Origin of the sequence: Streptomyces sp. HD (genome assembly GCF_028369295.1) — a bacterium.
Taxonomy (GTDB): domain Bacteria; phylum Actinomycetota; class Actinomycetes; order Streptomycetales; family Streptomycetaceae; genus Streptomyces.
Genome location: NZ_JAQMYP010000008.1, coordinates 1 through 15841 on the forward strand (window position 1 = coordinate 1; position 15841 = coordinate 15841).

Below are 15841 nucleotides of genomic sequence, written 5' to 3' on the forward strand. Positions count from 1 at the left end.
CCCCCCCCCCCCCCCCCCCCCCCCCCCCCCCCCCCCCCCCCCCCCCCCCCCCCCCCCCCCCCCAACCCGACGGCCACCTCGAAGTGCCTGTGCGGCAGGGACCGCAGCGCCGTCGGCCACAAGCGAGTGCTGGCCCTGATCACCGACCACACCGCCCACCGTGAGAACTGCCCGCTCCGCAACCCCCAGGAAGGGAGGCACGCGGCATGACCGACCCCACAACCGAGACCGAGGAACTGCCGCCGCCGTCCAACCCCCTGGCCGTCGCCCGCCGTCTCCTGCCGGACTGGCAGAGCCAGGACGGGCAGTTGGTCTGCCGGCGCTGGCGCGCGTCCTGGATGCGCTGGACGGGAACCTGCTGGCGGGAGATGGACGAAGCACAGATCCGCGCGGCTATGTACACCCGCCTCGAACACGCCGTCTACCTCGCCCCGGCCAAGGACGGGGAGTTCGAGGAACGCGACTGGGCCCCCACCAAGCAGAAGATCAGCAACCTTCTCGACGCATTGGGCGCCATCACCCTGCTGCCCACCGAGACCGACGCTCCCGCCTGGATCGACGGCGACAACGCGGCAGACACCGGGCCGATGGTGGCCTGTGACAACGGCCTGCTCAGGATCCGGGACCGCGCGCTTCTGCCGCACGGGCCCGGATTCTTCAACCTGGTCTCCGTCCCCTTCGCCTACAACCCCGCCGCGAGCGCACCGACATGGGAACGCTTCCTGGCGCAGATCTGGCCCGAGGACCCCGACGCCATCGCTGCACTTCAGGAGTGGTTCGGCTACGTGCTCTCCGGCCGGACCGACATGCAGAAGATCCTGCTCATCGTCGGCCCGTCCCGCTCCGGCAAGGGCACCATCGCCCGCGTGCTCAAAGAGCTGGTCGGCAAGGAGAACCTCGCCGGGCCCACCCTCGCCGGCCTCGGCACGAACTTCGGCCTGTCCACCCTGGTCGGCAAGCCGCTCGCGGTCATCTCCGACGCCCGGCTGTCCGGGAACGACAACAGCCAAGTCGTCGAACGGCTGCTGACGATCTCGGGTGAGGACACCATCGACATCGACCGCAAATACCGCGCGGTGTGGACCGGCAAGCTGCCGACCCGGCTGGTGATCCTGTCCAACGAACTGCCGCACTTCGGCGACTCCTCCGGCGTCATCGCCCGCCGCTTCGTCCTGCTCAACATGCGGGTGTCCTGGCTGGGCAAGGAAGACCCCACCCTCTTCGACCGGCTCACCGCCGAGATGCCCGGCATCCTCAACTGGGCTCTAGAAGGCCTCGCGCGTCTTCAGCGCACGGCCCGGATCACCGAACCGGCATCGAGCCGCGAGGCGGTCACCACCATGCAGGACACCGCCTCGCCCACGTCCGCGTTCATCCGGGAACGCTGCACCACCGGACCCACCTGCTCCGTGCCCGTAGACGCCCTGTGGACGGTCTGGCGCGAGTGGGCCGAAGACAACAACGTCCGCCCCGGCACCAAACAGGTCTTCGGCCGCAACCTGCTCTCCGTCATCCCCCAACTCACCCTCACCCGCCCCCGCGACGGCGAAAGCCGGGTACGCACCTACACCGGGGTCGCTCTCTGCGCCGCCGGCCAGAGCTAGTTCCACAATCCGCCGGGTCGCGGACCATCGCGGACCACCCCTCATGACCTGCGGATTACACCAAAGCGCAGAGCGGACCATCGCGGACCGGCCGAAGCTCCGTGGTCCGCGATGGTCCGCGCAGTCACCCCACCAAAACCGCAGGTCAAACAAGGTGGTCCGCGATGGTCCGCGACCCACAGCATTGTTAGCCCCACCGATTGGCGCTACGAGCGGACACCCGCCTCAAACCCGCCGAGGGCCCCGGCGGCCAAGCGGCCTCACTGCTTCCCGACAGCCTTGGCGATCAACTGGCCCAGCGCTGATTCGCCTTGGTCAAGCTCGGTAAGCAAACAACCCAAGCTCGCCGAGGTGACGACTGGCATCCACTTGGCGAGAAGGTCCATCGCGTCCGGCAACGTGGCGGCATACACCACCTCGCTCGACACATTCGATGACAGATCGATCAGGTAGTTCGACGGCCCCCGGTACAGATGGATGGTCACGTAGTTCGAATCCGGGTCCCCAGACCCGAAAAATTCCTTGTATCCGGCTTCAGAGACTGCCTTGTCCCAGTCTCCCTCACTCGATATCGGGGACGGAATCCGAGTCCACTCCCCGTCCCGGTACAGAAGGTCCTGGTCGTCCGATCCATCTGCGCCCCCAGGGGCCGCTAACGCTTCAGTCATGGCGCCTATCGGACACCGCTGCCCCTGCCCTCCGCAAGGGCGGGCCGCACGCCACAGCATCGTGATGCCACCCACACCCCCGCCCCGCCTCCCGCCCCGAGGAGATTCCAGCATGAGCCCCCCGACCCGTCGGCGCCGTGCGCCGAAGGACGAACTGGTACCCCTACCCGACGCATTGGAAGAGATCGGCATCAGTCGTGCCACCTGGTACCGGTGGCGCGATCGCGGTTACGCGCCGGAAGCCCGCCGTACACCGTCCGGCCGCATTTGCGTGCGCCGGAGTGTCCTGGACGCCTTCAAGGAAGAATTGGAAGCCGCGTGACTGAGTGGAGCTACACCGTCAAGATCTGGGCCATCCGGAAGCGTGATTACCGGAAGCCCTATCAACTCCGTTGGAAGGTGGGCACCCGCCCCCATTCGGAGTCGTTCCTCACTCAGGGCCTGGCGGACAGCCGCCGGGCCCAACTCATCACGGCGGCGCGCGACGGCGAGCCGTTCGACGTGGACAGCGGTCTGCCGAAATCCATGGTCGACAAGAACCGGGACATCTCGTGGTACGAGCACGCCCGGAACTACATCGCGATGAAGTGGGACGACTCCCCCGGCAACACCCGCCGCACGCTGGCTGAGGCCATGGCCACAGTGACGCCCGCCTTGGTGAAGGACACCAAGGGAATGCCGGACAAGAGAGACGTCCGACGTGCTCTCTACAGTTGGGCCTTCAACAAGAACCGGTGGGACGAGGAAACCCCTGCTGACGTGGTCAAGGTTCTGGACTGGTTCAAGCGCAAGTCACTCCCCATGTCCGCACTGTCCGACCGGCTTGTCGTTCGGGCCGCCCTGAGCGCGTTGTCAAAGAAGCTGGACGGCACAACCGCAGCGCCGGGAACAATCAGCCGAAAGCGCGCAATCTTCTATAACTCACTCGAATTCGCAGTAGACGCTGAATTGCTCAGCGACAACCCGTTGGACCGGGTCAAGTGGACAGCACCCGAGCAGGTTGTAGAGGAGGTAGATCCGGAATGCGTGCCGAATCCCGCCCAAGCGGCGAAGCTACTGGCTGCTGTGCGGGATCAGAGCAAGCGCGGCCGACGGCTCATGGCTTTCTTCGGCTGCATGTACTACGCAGCTGCACGGCCGGCCGAAGTCATCGGATTGCGAGTCGGGGACTGCGACTTGCCGCGTCGTGGGTGGGGTCTGCTCCGACTCCGTGAGACACGCCCCCGCTCCGGTACGGCCTGGACGGACAGTGGCGAGGCACACGAGAAGAAGGGACTGAAGCATCGGCCACGCAAGGCGGTGCGACGCGTGCCGATTCCGCCTGAACTGGTCGCGTTGCTGCGGTGGCATCTCACTGCGTACGGCACATCCCCTGACGGTCGGGTGTTCCAGACGATGCGCGGCGGGCTGATCCAAGACACCGGTTATGGCGAAGTCTGGGCTGAGGCTCGCTCGCGAGCCCTGGCCCCTACAGAGTTCGAGTCGGTGTTGGCCAAGCGGCCGTATGACCTTCGTCATGCTGCGGTGTCCACGTGGCTCAGCTCCGGCGTCGAACCTCAGCTTGTGGCGGAGCGCGCCGGACACAGCGTGGCCGTGCTCTTCCGCGTATACGCCAAGTTCCTCAAGGACGGAGACGAGGCCGCGAACGCCAAGATCTCTGCCCGACTGGGCCAGAGCGCGTGAGGGGCTGAAAATCCCGTCCACGCCCCGTCCACAGAGTCCGAGACGAGGCGTTCGAACGCGAGACAGAGTGAGACAGTTCGCCGATCGCCAGAGCACATGACTAAGGGCCCTGTGAGCTGCCATTTCGGCAGGTCACAGGGCCCCTAGTTCCCGTGTGGCGGCGCCAGGATTCGAACCTGGGAAGGCTGAGCCGGCAGATTTACAGTCTGCTCCCTTTGGCCGCTCGGGCACACCGCCGGGTTTGCTGCCTCGTTCGAACCGCCTTTCGGCGGTGCTCCCTGGCAACGACGTAAACAATACCCGATGCGTAGGGGTGCTTCGCCACCCGATTGATCGCCTCTCTGAGGACCAGGGGTGGCTAGGCTTGTCCGGATGCGGTCCGGGGCCTGCCCCGGGCTCGGCGGCCACCCCCACGCCCGCCGACACGCACCCCACACGCACCCCGATACAAGGAGCCACAGCACATGGCCGACTCCAGTTTCGACATCGTCTCGAAGGTCGAGCGGCAGGAGGTCGACAACGCCCTCAACCAGGCCGCCAAGGAGATCTCGCAGCGCTACGACTTCAAGGGCGTGGGTGCCTCGATCTCGTGGTCCGGTGACAAGATCCTGATGGAGGCGAACTCCGAGGACCGGGTGAAGGCTGTCCTCGACGTCTTCCAGTCCAAGCTGATCAAGCGCGGGATCTCGCTGAAGGCCCTGGACGCGGGCGAGCCCCAGCTCTCGGGCAAGGAGTACAAGATCTTCGCGTCGATCGAGGAGGGCATCTCCCAGGAGAACGCGAAGAAGGTGGCGAAGATCATTCGTGACGAGGGCCCGAAGGGCGTGAAGGCACAGGTCCAGGGCGACGAGCTGCGGGTCAGCTCGAAGAGCCGGGACGACCTGCAGGCCGTGATCGCCCTGCTGAAGGGCAAGGACTTCGACTTCGCGCTGCAGTTCGTGAACTACCGGTGAGCCGCTGACTCACGGTCGTAGGCCACAGGAGTGACGAGGAAGGGTGGGCACCCCCCGAGGGTGCCCACCCTTCTCGCCTGCTGGCTGCGGTCTGGGGTGTGCTCCTGGCTCAGTTGCGCGAGTGGCCGAACAGGATGCGGTAGGCGATCAGGAGCACGAGCGAGCCGCCGATGGCGGCGGCCCAGGTGGCGCCGTCGTAGAAGTCCTTGGTGATCGGGTGGTCCAGCCAGCGGGATGAGATCCAGCCACCGATGAACGCGCCGGAGATACCGATGATCGTCGTACCGATGAAGCCGCCCGGGTCGCGGCCCGGCAGCAGGAACTTGGCGATGGCCCCGGCCAACAGCCCCAGGATGATCCAGCTGATGATGGTCATGCCCTGAACCTGCCCTTCCGCGCTGTGCTTTCACTGTCCGACCTGTGTGATTTCGGTGCGGACAGGCTGTGCGTGGCGCGACGTGCGTGTGCTTTTCGCGCCGTGTGCCACTTGGCACTGAGACCGGCTCATGGCGCGCTTGTTCGTGCCTTGTTGAAGAAGAAGACGTCACCGTGGCACTCCTCGGTTGCACTGATCAGTAAGGATCGGACCATGACGGGCTCCAGTTCTGCTTTCGAGCTGCGGCGCACCCTGGGGGTCGGGGACGCAGTGATCATCGGACTCGGCTCGATGGTCGGGGCCGGGATCTTCGCCGCCCTGGCGCCGGCCGCGCACGCGGCCGGATCCGGGCTGTTGCTCGGGCTCGCGGTCGCCGCCGTGGTCGCCTACTGCAACGCCACGTCGTCGGCGCGGCTGGCCGCCCTGTATCCGGCCTCCGGCGGCACGTATGTGTACGGCCGGGAGCGGCTCGGGGAGTTCTGGGGGTATCTCGCGGGCTGGTCGTTCGTGGTGGGCAAGACGGCCTCCTGTGCGGCGATGGCGCTCACCGTGGGCGCCTACGTCTGGCCGGGGCAGGCACACGCGGTGGCGGTCGCGGCCGTGGTGGCACTGACCGCGGTGAACTACGGCGGCATGCAGAAGTCCGCCTGGCTGACGCGGGCGATCGTTGCGGTGGTCCTGGCTGTCCTCGCTTGTGTGGTGGTCGTGTGTCTGGGGTCCGCGGAGTCCGATGCCGGGCGCCTGGACGTCGGGGTCTCGGGCGGCGTGGGCGGGATGCTGCAGGCGGCGGGGCTGCTGTTCTTCGCCTTCGCCGGGTACGCGCGGATCGCGACCCTCGGTGAGGAGGTGCGGGATCCGGCGCGCACCATCCCCCGGGCGATTCCGCTGGCTCTGGGCATCGCGCTGGTGGTGTACGCGTGTGTGGCGGTTGCCGTCCTTTCCGTGCTGGGAGCGGAGGGTCTCGGGGAAGCGGGCGCGCCGTTGGCCGACGCGGTGCGGGCGGCCGGCGTGCCGGGGCTGGCGCCCGTGGTACGGGTGGGTGCGGCCGTCGCCGCGCTGGGCTCGCTGCTCGCTCTGATCCTGGGCGTCTCGCGGACGACGCTGGCCATGGCCCGTGACCGTCATCTGCCCGGCGCCCTGGCGGCTGTGCATCCGCGCTTCCAGGTACCGCACCGGGCCGAACTGGCCGTGGGTGCGGTGGTCGCGGTCCTGGCCGCCACGGTGGACGTGCGGGGCGCGATCGGGTTCTCCTCCTTCGGTGTGCTGGCGTACTACGCCGTGGCCAATGCCTCGGCCTGGACGCTCGACCCGAAGCCGACTGCACGGCTCGTGCCGGCGGTCGGGCTCCTCGGCTGCGTGGTGCTGGCGTTCTCCCTTCCGGGGGCATCGGTCGTTGCCGGTGCGGGCGTGCTGGCGGTGGGTGTGATCGCGTACGGCGTGCGGCGGTGGGTGTGATCGCGTACGGCGTGCGGCGGTGGGTGGTGGAGCGGTCGGGTGGCGGGGAGTAGACCGGTAGGTATGGCCGCTGGACCTCGCTGAGGGCGCGAAGCACGAGAAGTCGCCCGGTCTCTTCAGCGTCCGTATGCGGCGCGGGTCGATCGACGTCATGGGTCCACTCGGCACGCCGTCACGATCGGCCCACTCGGCAACGAGCGGTCCGCTCAGCGCCCGTCGACCGAGTCGCCAGGCGTTGGTGCAGGCCTGCTCAGGACGTCCGTGCCACCGCCGTACGTATGCGGAAGTCGGCCCAAGGGGCCATCTCCAGCTCCTCGTTCATCTCCTCGTACCAACCCGTGCCGTCGACCCAGGCGCGCAGCCAGTCGGTGAGGCTCGGGGCGTCGACATACCACGCCTGGTCGGCGTCGTCGGCGTTCGGTTCGAAGAGCAGGACGGTGGCCTGTGGACTGCGGCAGTCCACGCACGCGTACATCGCGCAGCCCCAGTGGGATATCGGAAGGACGCCTTCGGGCCAGGGCCAGTCAGGGTCCTTGCGGGTGCTCTCGCGGTTGGCGAGGTACTGCGTGACCGCGGCGGGCTCACCGGACGGAGGGCTGTCGAGCAGGGGCAACAGGCCGTACTCCGGGCCGAATCCGCCGTCTCCTATACGCAGGTAGAGGTCGGCGAGCAGCTGGGGCAGGCGGAAGCCGAGGGTGGCCTCGGCGCGGGCCAGGGTGGCCGCGTCCACAGGCTCGGGGAGCGAAGGCCAGCCCCACGGACGGGTGTTGCCGGCCTTGTCCGCCACCTTCGTCAGCAACTGCTCGTTCTCGGTCATGCATTCATGATGCAAGCCGCCACTGACAATCGGGGCGGCCTGTGGACAACCGCAGCGTTGTGGAAAACCCTGCGGCTACCGCCCCTGTCCCACCGGCTACCAGCGCGACGAGAACGGCTGGTCCGTCGGCACGATTTCGCGGCCCAGCGGAAACAGCGACACCGGGATCAGCTTGAAGTTGGCGATGCCGAACGGGATACCGATGATCGTGATGCAGAGGGCGAGGCCCGTGACGATGTGGCCGATGGCCAGCCACCAGCCCGCGAGGATCAGCCACAGGACGTTGCCAACGCAGGAGGGTGCTCCGGCGTCGCGGCGCTCGACCGTGGTGTACCCGAAGGGCCACAGGGCGTAGACGCCGATACGGAAGGCAGCGATGCCGAACGGGATGCCGATGATGGTGATGCAGAGCAGGAGGCCCGCGAGCAGGTAGGCGAGAAACAGCCAGAAGCCGCTCAGAACGAGCCAGATGACGTTGAGGATGGTCTTCACTGTGGGGGGCCTGCCATCTTTTCGAGCCGGGCGATACGGTCCGCCATCGGCGGGTGTGTAGAGAACATTCTGGACAACCCCTGACCCGGGCGGAAGGGGTTCGCGATCATCATGTGACTGGCGGTCTCGATGCGGGGCTCGGGGGGCAGCGGCAGCTGCTTGGTGCCGAGTTCGAGCTTGCGCAGCGCACTGGCGAGCGCGAGCGGGTCGCCGGTGAGCTGGGCTCCGGACGCGTCGGCCTCGTACTCCCGGGAGCGGCTGATGGCCAGCTGGATGAGTGTGGCGGCCAGCGGGCCCAGGATCATGATCAGCAGCAGGCCGAGGATGCCGGGGCCCTCGTCGTCGTCGGAGCGGCCGATCGGGATCAGCCAGGCGAAGTTGACCAGGAACATGATCACCGAGGCGAGGGCTCCGGCGACCGACGAGATCAGGATGTCGCGGTTGTAGACGTGGCTGAGTTCGTGACCGATGACGGCGCGCAGTTCGCGCTCGTCGAGGATGCGCAGGATTCCTTCGGTGCAGCACACGGCGGCATTGCGCGGGTTGCGGCCGGTCGCGAACGCGTTCGGCGCCTCCGTCGGGGAGATGTACAGGCGGGGCATGGGCTGGCGGGCCTGCGTGGAGAGCTCGCGGACCATGCGGTACAGCGCCGGGGCCTCGAACTCACTGACCGGGCGGGCCCGCATCGCGCGCAGCGCCAGCTTGTCGCTGTTCCAGTACGCGTACGCGTTCGTACCCAGCGCGATCAGGACCGCGACAACGAGCCCCATGCGGCCGAAGAAGCTGCCGATGACGATGATGAGTGCGGACAGTCCCCCGAGGAGGACTGCGGTCCTGAGCCCGTTGTGCCGGCGGTGCACGGTACGCCCTCCAAGTGGTGCGGCAGGGGAACCCTTTGCTGCTCGATCTGCGGTGCCACTGGTGCCGTGGTGTCACGTCCAGTGGACCCTTCCGTACTGGTCAACGCCAGGCGAGGGCCACGGGTTCCCTTGTCCGTACGGCGGCGGGCATGGGCCGTCCGGGTGAAGGCTCCGGCACGCGCGTGGGGCGTGGGGTGCTCCACACGCGCGTGCGGAATGCGCCAGGGCTCAGAAAAGCCCGGTGTCGGCGAAGCGCAGGATCAGCTGGGGCGCTCCCGACAGGACGATGCCGAGCACGCCGGTGAGAGCCATCGTGGCCGTCACGGGGGCGGGCAGGAGGTGCTTGACGGGCTCGCCCTCGGGAGCGCGGAACAGCAGGGCCGTCCACTGGAGGTAGTAGAACAGCGCGATCACGACGTTGACGGCCATGACCACGGCCAGCCAGCCGAGGCCCGCGTCGACGGCTGCCGAGAAAACGGTGACCTTGGCGAACAGGCCGATGATGCCCGGCGGGAGTCCGGCGAGGCAGAGCAGGAAGAAGGCCAGGATCAGGGCGGACAGCGGGTTGCGCGCGTACAGACCGCGGTAGTCGCTGACGCGGTTGAGCGGCTTTGTACGGCCGACCAGTGCGGCCACCGCGAAGGCGCCGAGGTTCACGGCGGCGTACATGAGGGCGTAGGCGACGGTGGAGCCGATGGACCGCTCGGGGTCGTCGGAGTACGCGGCGGCGGCGATCGGCACCAGGAGGTAGCCGGCCTGGCCGACGGAGGACCAGGCGAGCAGACGTACCGCGCTGTACGCGCGCGTGGCCTGCTGGCGCAGGGCGCCGACGTTGCCGACGGTCATGGTGAGGGCGGCGAGCGCCGCGAGGGCGGGGCCCCAGACGTCGGCGTAGGAGGGGAGGGCGATGATCGTGATGAGGATCAGGCCGGTGAAGCCGACCGCCTTGCCGACGACCGACAGATAGGCGGCGACCGGCAGGGGCGCACCCACATAGGTGTCCGGCACCCAGAAATGGAAGGGCACGGCGGCCGTCTTGAAGGCGAAGCCGATCAGGGTGAGGACGACTCCGGTCTGGGTGAGGATCTGAAGCTGCGCGTCGACGTTCTGGATCCGCTCGGCGATCCGGGTGAGGTAGAGGGTGCCCGTGGCGGCGTACACGAAGCTGATGCCCATGAGGCTGACCGCGGTCGCGGTGACCGAGGACAGGAAGAACTTCAGGGCCGCTTCGGAGGACTTGCGGTCGCCGTGGCGCAGGCCGACCAGCGCGAAGGCGGGGAGCGAGGCGACTTCGAGGGCGACGATGAGCGTTGCCAGGTCCCGGGAGGCGGGCAGGAGGGCGGCTCCGGCTGCGGAGGAGAGCAGCAGGAACCAGAACTCCCCTTCGGGCAGTTCCTTCTTGGCGTCCCTGAGGGCGGTGACCGACAGAAGGGCCGCGAGGAGGGCGCCGCCGAGAACCAGGAACTGGATGACGAGGGTGAAGCGGTCGGCGGTGTAGCTGCAGGTGCCGGGGTCACCGGAGAGGCAGAAGGTGGAGCGGTCGCCGTCCAGGAGGGGCAGCAGCAGGAGCGCCGAGGCTGCCAGGCCGGCCACGGACACCCAGCCGAGCAGGGCTTTCCTGCTCTCTGCCAGGAACAGGTCGGCGACGAGGACCACGAGCGCGACGACCGCCGCGACGGTGGGCGGCGCGATGGCGAGCCAGTCGACGGACTGGACCAGCGACTCGGCCAGGGGCTGGGCCAGGGAGCTCATCGGGTGCCTCCTGCGAGGAGCTGCTGCACGGCCGGGTCGGTGAGGCCGAGGAGGGTCTTCGGCCACAGTCCGGCGACGACGGTGAGGGCGACGAGCGGGGTCCAGGCCGCGAACTCGTAGCTCTGGACATCGGTGAGCCTCGGGGCTTCCTGCGGTACGGCGCCCATACACACGCGGCGGACCACGACGAGCAGGTACGCGGCGGTGAGCAGGGTGCCGAAGGCGCCGATCGTCATGAAGGTGAGGAAGGCCGGGCGGCTGAGGCCGGCGGCGGGCTCGAACGCGCCGAACAGTGCGAGCATCTCGCCCCAGAACCCGGCGAGGCCCGGCAGCCCGAGCGAGGCGACCGCGGCGAAGGCGAGCAGGCCGCCGAGGCGCGGAGCCTTGCCGTACAGCGCGGCGCCGGTCTGCTCGGCGAGCGCGTCGAGGTCGGTCGTGCCGGTACGGTCCTTCAGCGCGCCGACCAGGAAGAACAGCAGGCCGGTGATGAGGCCGTGGGCGATGTTGGCGAACAGGGCGCCGTTCACGCCGGTCGGGGTCATCGTGGCGATGCCGAGCAGGACGAAGCCCATGTGGCCGACGGAGGAGTAGGCGATGAGGCGCTTGAGGTCGCCCTTCGCACCCCGCTTGGCGAGGGCGAGGCAGGCCAGGGATCCGTAGATGATCCCGACGACGGCGAAGGCGGCGAGATACGGCGCGAAGTCGGCGAAGCCGTCGGGGGTGATCGGCAGCAGGATGCGGACGAACCCGTACGTGCCCATCTTCAGCAGGACGCCGGCCAGCAGGACCGAGCCGACGGTCGGCGCGGCGGTGTGGGCGTCGGGCAGCCAGCTGTGCAGCGGCCACATCGGCGTCTTGACCGCGAGCCCGAGCCCGATCGCCAAAACGGCGATGACCTGCACGGATGCGGTCAGTGACCGGCCGTTGTCAGTGGCGAGTGCCACCATGTCGAATGTGCCCGCCTTGATTCCGATCAGGAGCAGGCCGAGGAGCATGACCACGGAGCCGAGCAGCGTGTACAGGATGAATTTCCAGGCGGCCGCGGCCCGGCCCTCACCGCCCCAGCGGGCGATGAGGAAGTACATCGGGATCAGGACCATCTCGAAGGCGAGGAAGAACAGCAGCAGGTCGAGGACGGCGAAGGTGGCGAGGGTGCCGGACTCCAGGACGAGCAGCAGTGCGACGAAGGCCTTCGGGGTCGGGCCCGAGGGCATCTTGAAGTACGAGTAGAGCGCGCAGAGGAAGGTCAGCAGCGCGGTCAGGACGACAAGGGGGAGGGAGATGCCGTCGATGCCGAGGTGGATGCGCACGTCTAGTGCGGGGATCCAGCTGATGTCCGTGCTGGCCTGCATCTTCGACGGCTGGTCGTGGTCGAAGCCGAGCGCGAGGACGATCGCCGCGATGAGGACCGCACCGGTGACGGTTACGCCGTGCCGGAGCACCGCCTGTTCGGGCGACTTCCCCTTCAGCCCGGGCGGGGCGGGCAGAAGAGCGGCGGCGGCGCCGAGGAGCGGGCCGACGACGACGAACGCCAGAAGGAACTGCATCACGGACTCGTTGATATCGATCACGCCTGCTCACGCTCCCGTGGCGACAAGGACGGCGGCGACCGCGAGGACGACGGTGCCGGCGAGCAGCGCGCTCACATAGGTCTGCACGTTGCCGGTCTGGGCGCGCCGTACGGCGATGCCTAGCCAGCGGGGTAGAGCCCCCGCGCCTCGTACATAGGTGTCGACGACTTCGCGGTCGAGGAACCTGACGAGACTCGCGCCGCCCTGCACCGGGCGGACGAACAACGTCCGGTACACGGCGTCGAGGTGGAAGCCGACGGCCGCGTGCCGGTGCAGCGGGCCGAGCAGCAGTCGGCCGGGGTCCGACGGGTCCGGTGCGTAGGCCACCCCCCCGTATGCGGGCGCGTGGCTGGCGATGGCCTCGGCCTCGACCTTGGCGGCGTCGCCCTCGGGGTGGGCCGCGACAGCGCCCAGCGGGACACGGGCGGCGAGCGCGGTGGTGTGGCGCCAGGCGGCGTAGGTGACGATGCCTCCGACGAGGGCCACGCCGGTGCCGAGCACGGATGTGGTGAGGGTCGGGGTGAGGTCGCGGCCGTCGAACCAGTCGGGGAGCACGGGGTAGGCGAGCGCTCCGACGGCGAGGGACGGCACGGCGAGCACCCACAGCACCACGGTCATCGTCAGCGGCTGCCTGCCGTGGTCGGGGGCCTCGGCGCCCCGGCCGCGGAAGGCCAGCAACCACAGGCGCATCGCGTAGGCGGCGGTGAGCAGGGCCGTGAGCAGGCCGGCGACGAGGACGAGCCAGCCCGCAGGGCCGGGGGCATGCTCGGTGTGGCCGGTGGCGACGTGTTCGGCGGCGCCGAGGACGGACTCCTTGGAGAAGAAGCCGCTGAACGGCGGGATCGCGGCGAGCGCGAGGAGCGCCACGGTCATCGTCCAGTAGGCGTCGGGGACGCGGTCGCGCAGGTGGCCCATACGGGACATGGCCGCCAGCGAGTTGGTGCCGGCGGCGTGGATGATCACGCCGGCCGCGAGGAACAGCAGCGCCTTGAAGGCGCCGTGCGAGAGGAGGTGGAAGACAGCGGCACCGCGGTCGGCGACGGCCAGGGCGCCGGTCATGTAGCCGAGCTGGCCGATTGTCGAGTAGGCGAGGACGCGCTTGATGTCGTCCTGCGCGAGCGCGGCGAGACCGGAGCCGACCATCGTGATGGCGGCCATCACGGCGAGGACGATCATCGCGGCCTGCGAGGCCTCGAAGACCGGGAGGAGACGGGCGACGAAGTAGACACCGGCGGCGACCATCGTCGCGGCGTGGATCAGCGCGGAGACGGGCGTCGGGCCGGCCATCGCGTCGGGGAGCCAGGTGTGCAGCGGGAACTGCGCCGACTTGCCCGCCACGCCCGCGAGGAGCAGCAGGGCGATCAGCGTCGGGTGGTCGAGCCCGCCGCTCGCGACGGTGCCGAGGACCTTCGTGATGCGGAAGGACCCGGCGTCGGTGGCCAGCGCGAACAGGCCGATGAGGAAGGGGACGTCACCGAGCTTGGTCACCAGGAAGGCCTTGATGGAGGCGGCGCGGGCCTCCGGGGTCTCCCAGTAGTGGCCGACCAGGAAGTACGAGCAGATGCCCATGATCTCCCAGCCGACCAGCAGCACCATCAGGTCGCCGGAGTAGACGACGAGCAGCATCGCGGAGGTGAACAGGGAGACGAGCGCGGCGTAGGAGGGGTAGCGCGGGTCGTCGCGCAGGTAGCCCGTCGAGTAGATCTGCACGCAGGTCGCGACGACACCGACGAGTACGGCGACGAGGGCGGCGAAGCCGTCGATGTACAGGGCGAGGTCGATCGGGACCGAGCCGGTGGGCGTGAGTTCGGTGGCGGCGTTGATCGCCTGGTCGCCGCCCTGGCGCACGGCGACCACCGCGGCGAACACGAGGGACACGAGCGTCGGCAGGACGGCGAGCGGGCGGACGAAGCCGGGGGCCGTGCGGCCCAGGAGCAGGCCGGCCGCGGCGCCCAGGAACGGAAGAAGGGGGACGAGTACGGCGAGGGTGGTCGTGGTCACGCGGTGGCCTCAGCCTTCTCGGCCTGCCCGGCTGTGAGGGCGTCGTGGTCGGGGCCGTCGGTTTCGTGACCCTCGGCGGTGTCGCGGAGCTTGTCGATGTCCGAGGTGCCGCGGTTGCGGTGGACGGCGAGGACGATCGCCAGGCCGATGCCGATCTCGGCGGCGGCGATGGTGATGGTGAACAGGGTCAGGGCCTGGCCTGAGTGCAGGGTCTCCTCGGCGGCCCTGCTGAGCCAGACGTCGAAGGCGACCAGGTTGAGGTTGACGGCGTTGAGCATCAGCTCGACCGACATCAGGACCAGGATCGCGTTGCGGCGGGCGAGTACGCCGTACAGGCCGGTGCAGAAGAGGAGAGCGGAGAGTACGGCGGGATAGGCGAGGTGCATCAGCGGGCGCCTTCCTGCTCGGCCGACTTGGTTCCCTCGACCGACCCATTTCGCCCGATCGGGTGATTGCGGGAATCGGGGACGGATGGGGAACTCCCGGGCACGGCTCGGGAGTTCACCGGGGGAGAGCTCGAATCGGACTTCGCCTTGCGGGACAGGACGATCGCGCCGACCAGGGCGGCGAGGAGAAGGACGGACAGGCCCTCGAAGGGGAGGACCCAGTTCTGGAACAGGCTCTCGCCGGTGGCGCGGGTGGAGCCGGCGGCAGGGCCGTCGAGGTCGATCCAGGTCGTGCGGAAGGCGTCGACGACCACCCAGACCAGGGCGGCCGCGGCGGCGACGGCCACCGCGAGGGCTGCCCAGCGGTTGCCGGAGTCGGCGTCCGGGGAGCGGCCGATGGGGGCCTTGGTGAGCATCAGACCGAACAGAAGGAGGACGACGACGGAACCCACGTAGATGAGGACCTGCACCCAGGCGATGAACTCCGCGGTGAGCAGGAGGTACTCGACGGCGAGGCCGCCGAGTGTGACCACCAGCCACAGGGCGGCGTGCACCAGCTGCCGGGTGGTGACGGTGACCAAAGCGGCGCCGAAGGTGACCAGGCCGACGAGGAGGAAGGCGATCTCGACGCCGGTCGGGGAGAGGAAACCGTGGCTGGCGGCGGCAGGGCTCACGACTCTCCGTCCTGCGGTTCGGCCTGCGCGGCGGCCAGCTTCTCGGCGGTCTTGCGGGCGGCTGCGATCTCCTTGGGTTCCTCCGCGCCGGGATCCAAGGCGGGCGGCGCCGGGACGGTCCACATCCACTCGCGGAGCTTGTCACGTTCATGGGTGAGCTCGCGGATGTCGGTCTCGGCGTACTCGAACTCCGGGGACCAGAACAGGGCGTCGAAAGGACAGACCTCGATGCAGATACCGCAGTACATGCACAGGGAGAAGTCGATGGCGAAGCGGTCGAGGACGTTGCGGCTGCGTTCGCGGCCGCCGGGGGTCGCCGCCGGGACCGTCTCCTTGTGGGAGTCGATGTAGATGCACCAGTCCGGGCACTCCCGGGCGCACAGCATGCAGACCGTGCAGTTCTCCTCGAACAGGCCGATCACACCGCGGGTGCGGGGCGGGAGGTCGGGCTGGACGTCCGGGTACTGCGCGGTGACGGACCTCTTCGTCATCGTGCGGAGGGTGACGGCCAGGCCCTTGGCCAGGCCACTTCCAGGGATGGGGGCCATG

Annotated in this window: 16 protein-coding genes and 1 tRNA gene; 5 read left to right on the forward strand and 12 right to left on the reverse strand. The window is 68.9% G+C overall.

Annotated features, from left to right (window positions below):
- Window positions 1–206: 206 nt before the first annotated feature.
- The gene (locus tag POF73_RS10105) at window positions 207–1604 is read left to right on the forward strand and encodes a DNA primase family protein (protein ID WP_272114221.1); all 1398 of its coding nucleotides are present in this window, start codon (window positions 207–209) and stop codon (window positions 1602–1604) included.
- A 260-nt stretch (window positions 1605–1864) separates the two neighbouring features.
- Here the strand turns inward: POF73_RS10105 and POF73_RS10110 are convergent, their stop codons facing one another.
- Window positions 1865–2089: a hypothetical protein gene (locus POF73_RS10110; RefSeq protein WP_272114222.1), complete on the reverse strand. Its 225-nt coding sequence runs from the start codon at window positions 2087–2089 to the stop codon at window positions 1865–1867.
- A gap of 295 nt (window positions 2090–2384) precedes the next feature.
- Between POF73_RS10110 and POF73_RS10115 the strand changes: the two genes are divergently transcribed.
- Both POF73_RS10115 and POF73_RS10120 read left to right on the forward strand, forming a co-directional pair.
- Window positions 2385–2594 carry a helix-turn-helix transcriptional regulator gene (locus POF73_RS10115; RefSeq protein WP_272114223.1) on the forward strand — a complete coding sequence of 70 codons (210 nt, stop codon included), beginning with the start codon at window positions 2385–2387 and terminating at the stop codon, window positions 2592–2594.
- Window positions 2591–3955, forward strand: a complete 1365-nt coding sequence (locus POF73_RS10120) for a tyrosine-type recombinase/integrase (protein ID WP_272114224.1) — start codon at window positions 2591–2593, stop codon at window positions 3953–3955. Before POF73_RS10115 ends, POF73_RS10120 begins: the two co-directional genes overlap by 4 nt.
- 155 nt (window positions 3956–4110) lie before the next feature.
- Here the strand turns inward: POF73_RS10120 and POF73_RS10125 are convergent.
- A tRNA-Tyr gene (locus POF73_RS10125) sits at window positions 4111–4192 on the reverse strand.
- A 227-nt stretch (window positions 4193–4419) separates the two neighbouring features.
- Between POF73_RS10125 and POF73_RS10130 the strand changes: the two genes are divergently transcribed.
- A complete protein-coding gene (locus POF73_RS10130; protein WP_019756392.1) occupies window positions 4420–4908 on the forward strand; it encodes a YajQ family cyclic di-GMP-binding protein in 489 nt (162 codons plus the stop codon).
- A gap of 109 nt (window positions 4909–5017) precedes the next feature.
- Here the strand turns inward: POF73_RS10130 and POF73_RS10135 are convergent, their stop codons facing one another.
- Window positions 5018–5284 carry a GlsB/YeaQ/YmgE family stress response membrane protein gene (locus POF73_RS10135; protein WP_272114225.1) on the reverse strand — a complete coding sequence of 89 codons (267 nt, stop codon included), beginning with the start codon at window positions 5282–5284 and terminating at the stop codon, window positions 5018–5020.
- 213 nt (window positions 5285–5497) lie between these two features.
- On the opposite strand from POF73_RS10135, the gene POF73_RS10140 reads away from it, so the two are divergent.
- Window positions 5498–6739: an APC family permease gene (locus POF73_RS10140; protein ID WP_272114227.1), complete on the forward strand. Its 1242-nt coding sequence runs from the start codon at window positions 5498–5500 to the stop codon at window positions 6737–6739.
- A gap of 250 nt (window positions 6740–6989) precedes the next feature.
- On the opposite strand, the gene POF73_RS10145 is transcribed toward POF73_RS10140, so the two are convergent.
- The 9 genes from POF73_RS10145 to POF73_RS10185 form a co-directional block, all read right to left on the reverse strand.
- Window positions 6990–7556 carry an SMI1/KNR4 family protein gene (locus tag POF73_RS10145; protein WP_272114228.1) on the reverse strand — a complete coding sequence of 189 codons (567 nt, stop codon included), beginning with the start codon at window positions 7554–7556 and terminating at the stop codon, window positions 6990–6992.
- A 96-nt stretch (window positions 7557–7652) separates the two neighbouring features.
- On the reverse strand, window positions 7653–8048 hold the full coding sequence (locus POF73_RS10150) for a YccF domain-containing protein (RefSeq protein WP_272114229.1): 396 nt from the start codon (window positions 8046–8048) through the stop codon (window positions 7653–7655).
- Window positions 8045–8908: a zinc metalloprotease HtpX gene (gene htpX, locus POF73_RS10155; protein ID WP_272114231.1), complete on the reverse strand. Its 864-nt coding sequence runs from the start codon at window positions 8906–8908 to the stop codon at window positions 8045–8047. Before htpX ends, POF73_RS10150 begins: the two co-directional genes overlap by 4 nt.
- Window positions 8909–9136: 228 nt before the next feature.
- On the reverse strand, window positions 9137–10660 hold the full coding sequence (locus POF73_RS10160) for an NADH-quinone oxidoreductase subunit N (protein WP_272114232.1): 1524 nt from the start codon (window positions 10658–10660) through the stop codon (window positions 9137–9139).
- Window positions 10657–12231, reverse strand: coding sequence for a complex I subunit 4 family protein (locus POF73_RS10165; protein WP_272114233.1), 1575 nt, complete (start codon window positions 12229–12231; stop codon window positions 10657–10659). Before POF73_RS10165 ends, POF73_RS10160 begins: the two co-directional genes overlap by 4 nt.
- A gap of 6 nt (window positions 12232–12237) precedes the next feature.
- Window positions 12238–14232 (reverse strand): NADH-quinone oxidoreductase subunit 5 family protein, encoded by a 1995-nt coding sequence (locus POF73_RS10170; RefSeq protein ID WP_272114234.1) that lies wholly within the window; start codon window positions 14230–14232, stop codon window positions 12238–12240.
- A complete protein-coding gene (gene nuoK, locus POF73_RS10175; protein ID WP_217205729.1) occupies window positions 14229–14618 on the reverse strand; it encodes an NADH-quinone oxidoreductase subunit NuoK in 390 nt (129 codons plus the stop codon). Before nuoK ends, POF73_RS10170 begins: the two co-directional genes overlap by 4 nt.
- Entirely contained in the window at window positions 14618–15292 is a 675-nt protein-coding gene (locus POF73_RS10180; RefSeq protein ID WP_272114236.1) for an NADH-quinone oxidoreductase subunit J family protein, read from the reverse strand. Before POF73_RS10180 ends, nuoK begins: the two co-directional genes overlap by 1 nt.
- Window positions 15289–15840, reverse strand: a complete 552-nt coding sequence (locus POF73_RS10185) for a NuoI/complex I 23 kDa subunit family protein (RefSeq protein ID WP_272114237.1) — start codon at window positions 15838–15840, stop codon at window positions 15289–15291. The genes POF73_RS10180 and POF73_RS10185 overlap by 4 nt, the downstream gene beginning before the upstream one ends.
- Window position 15841: the final 1 nt, after the last annotated feature.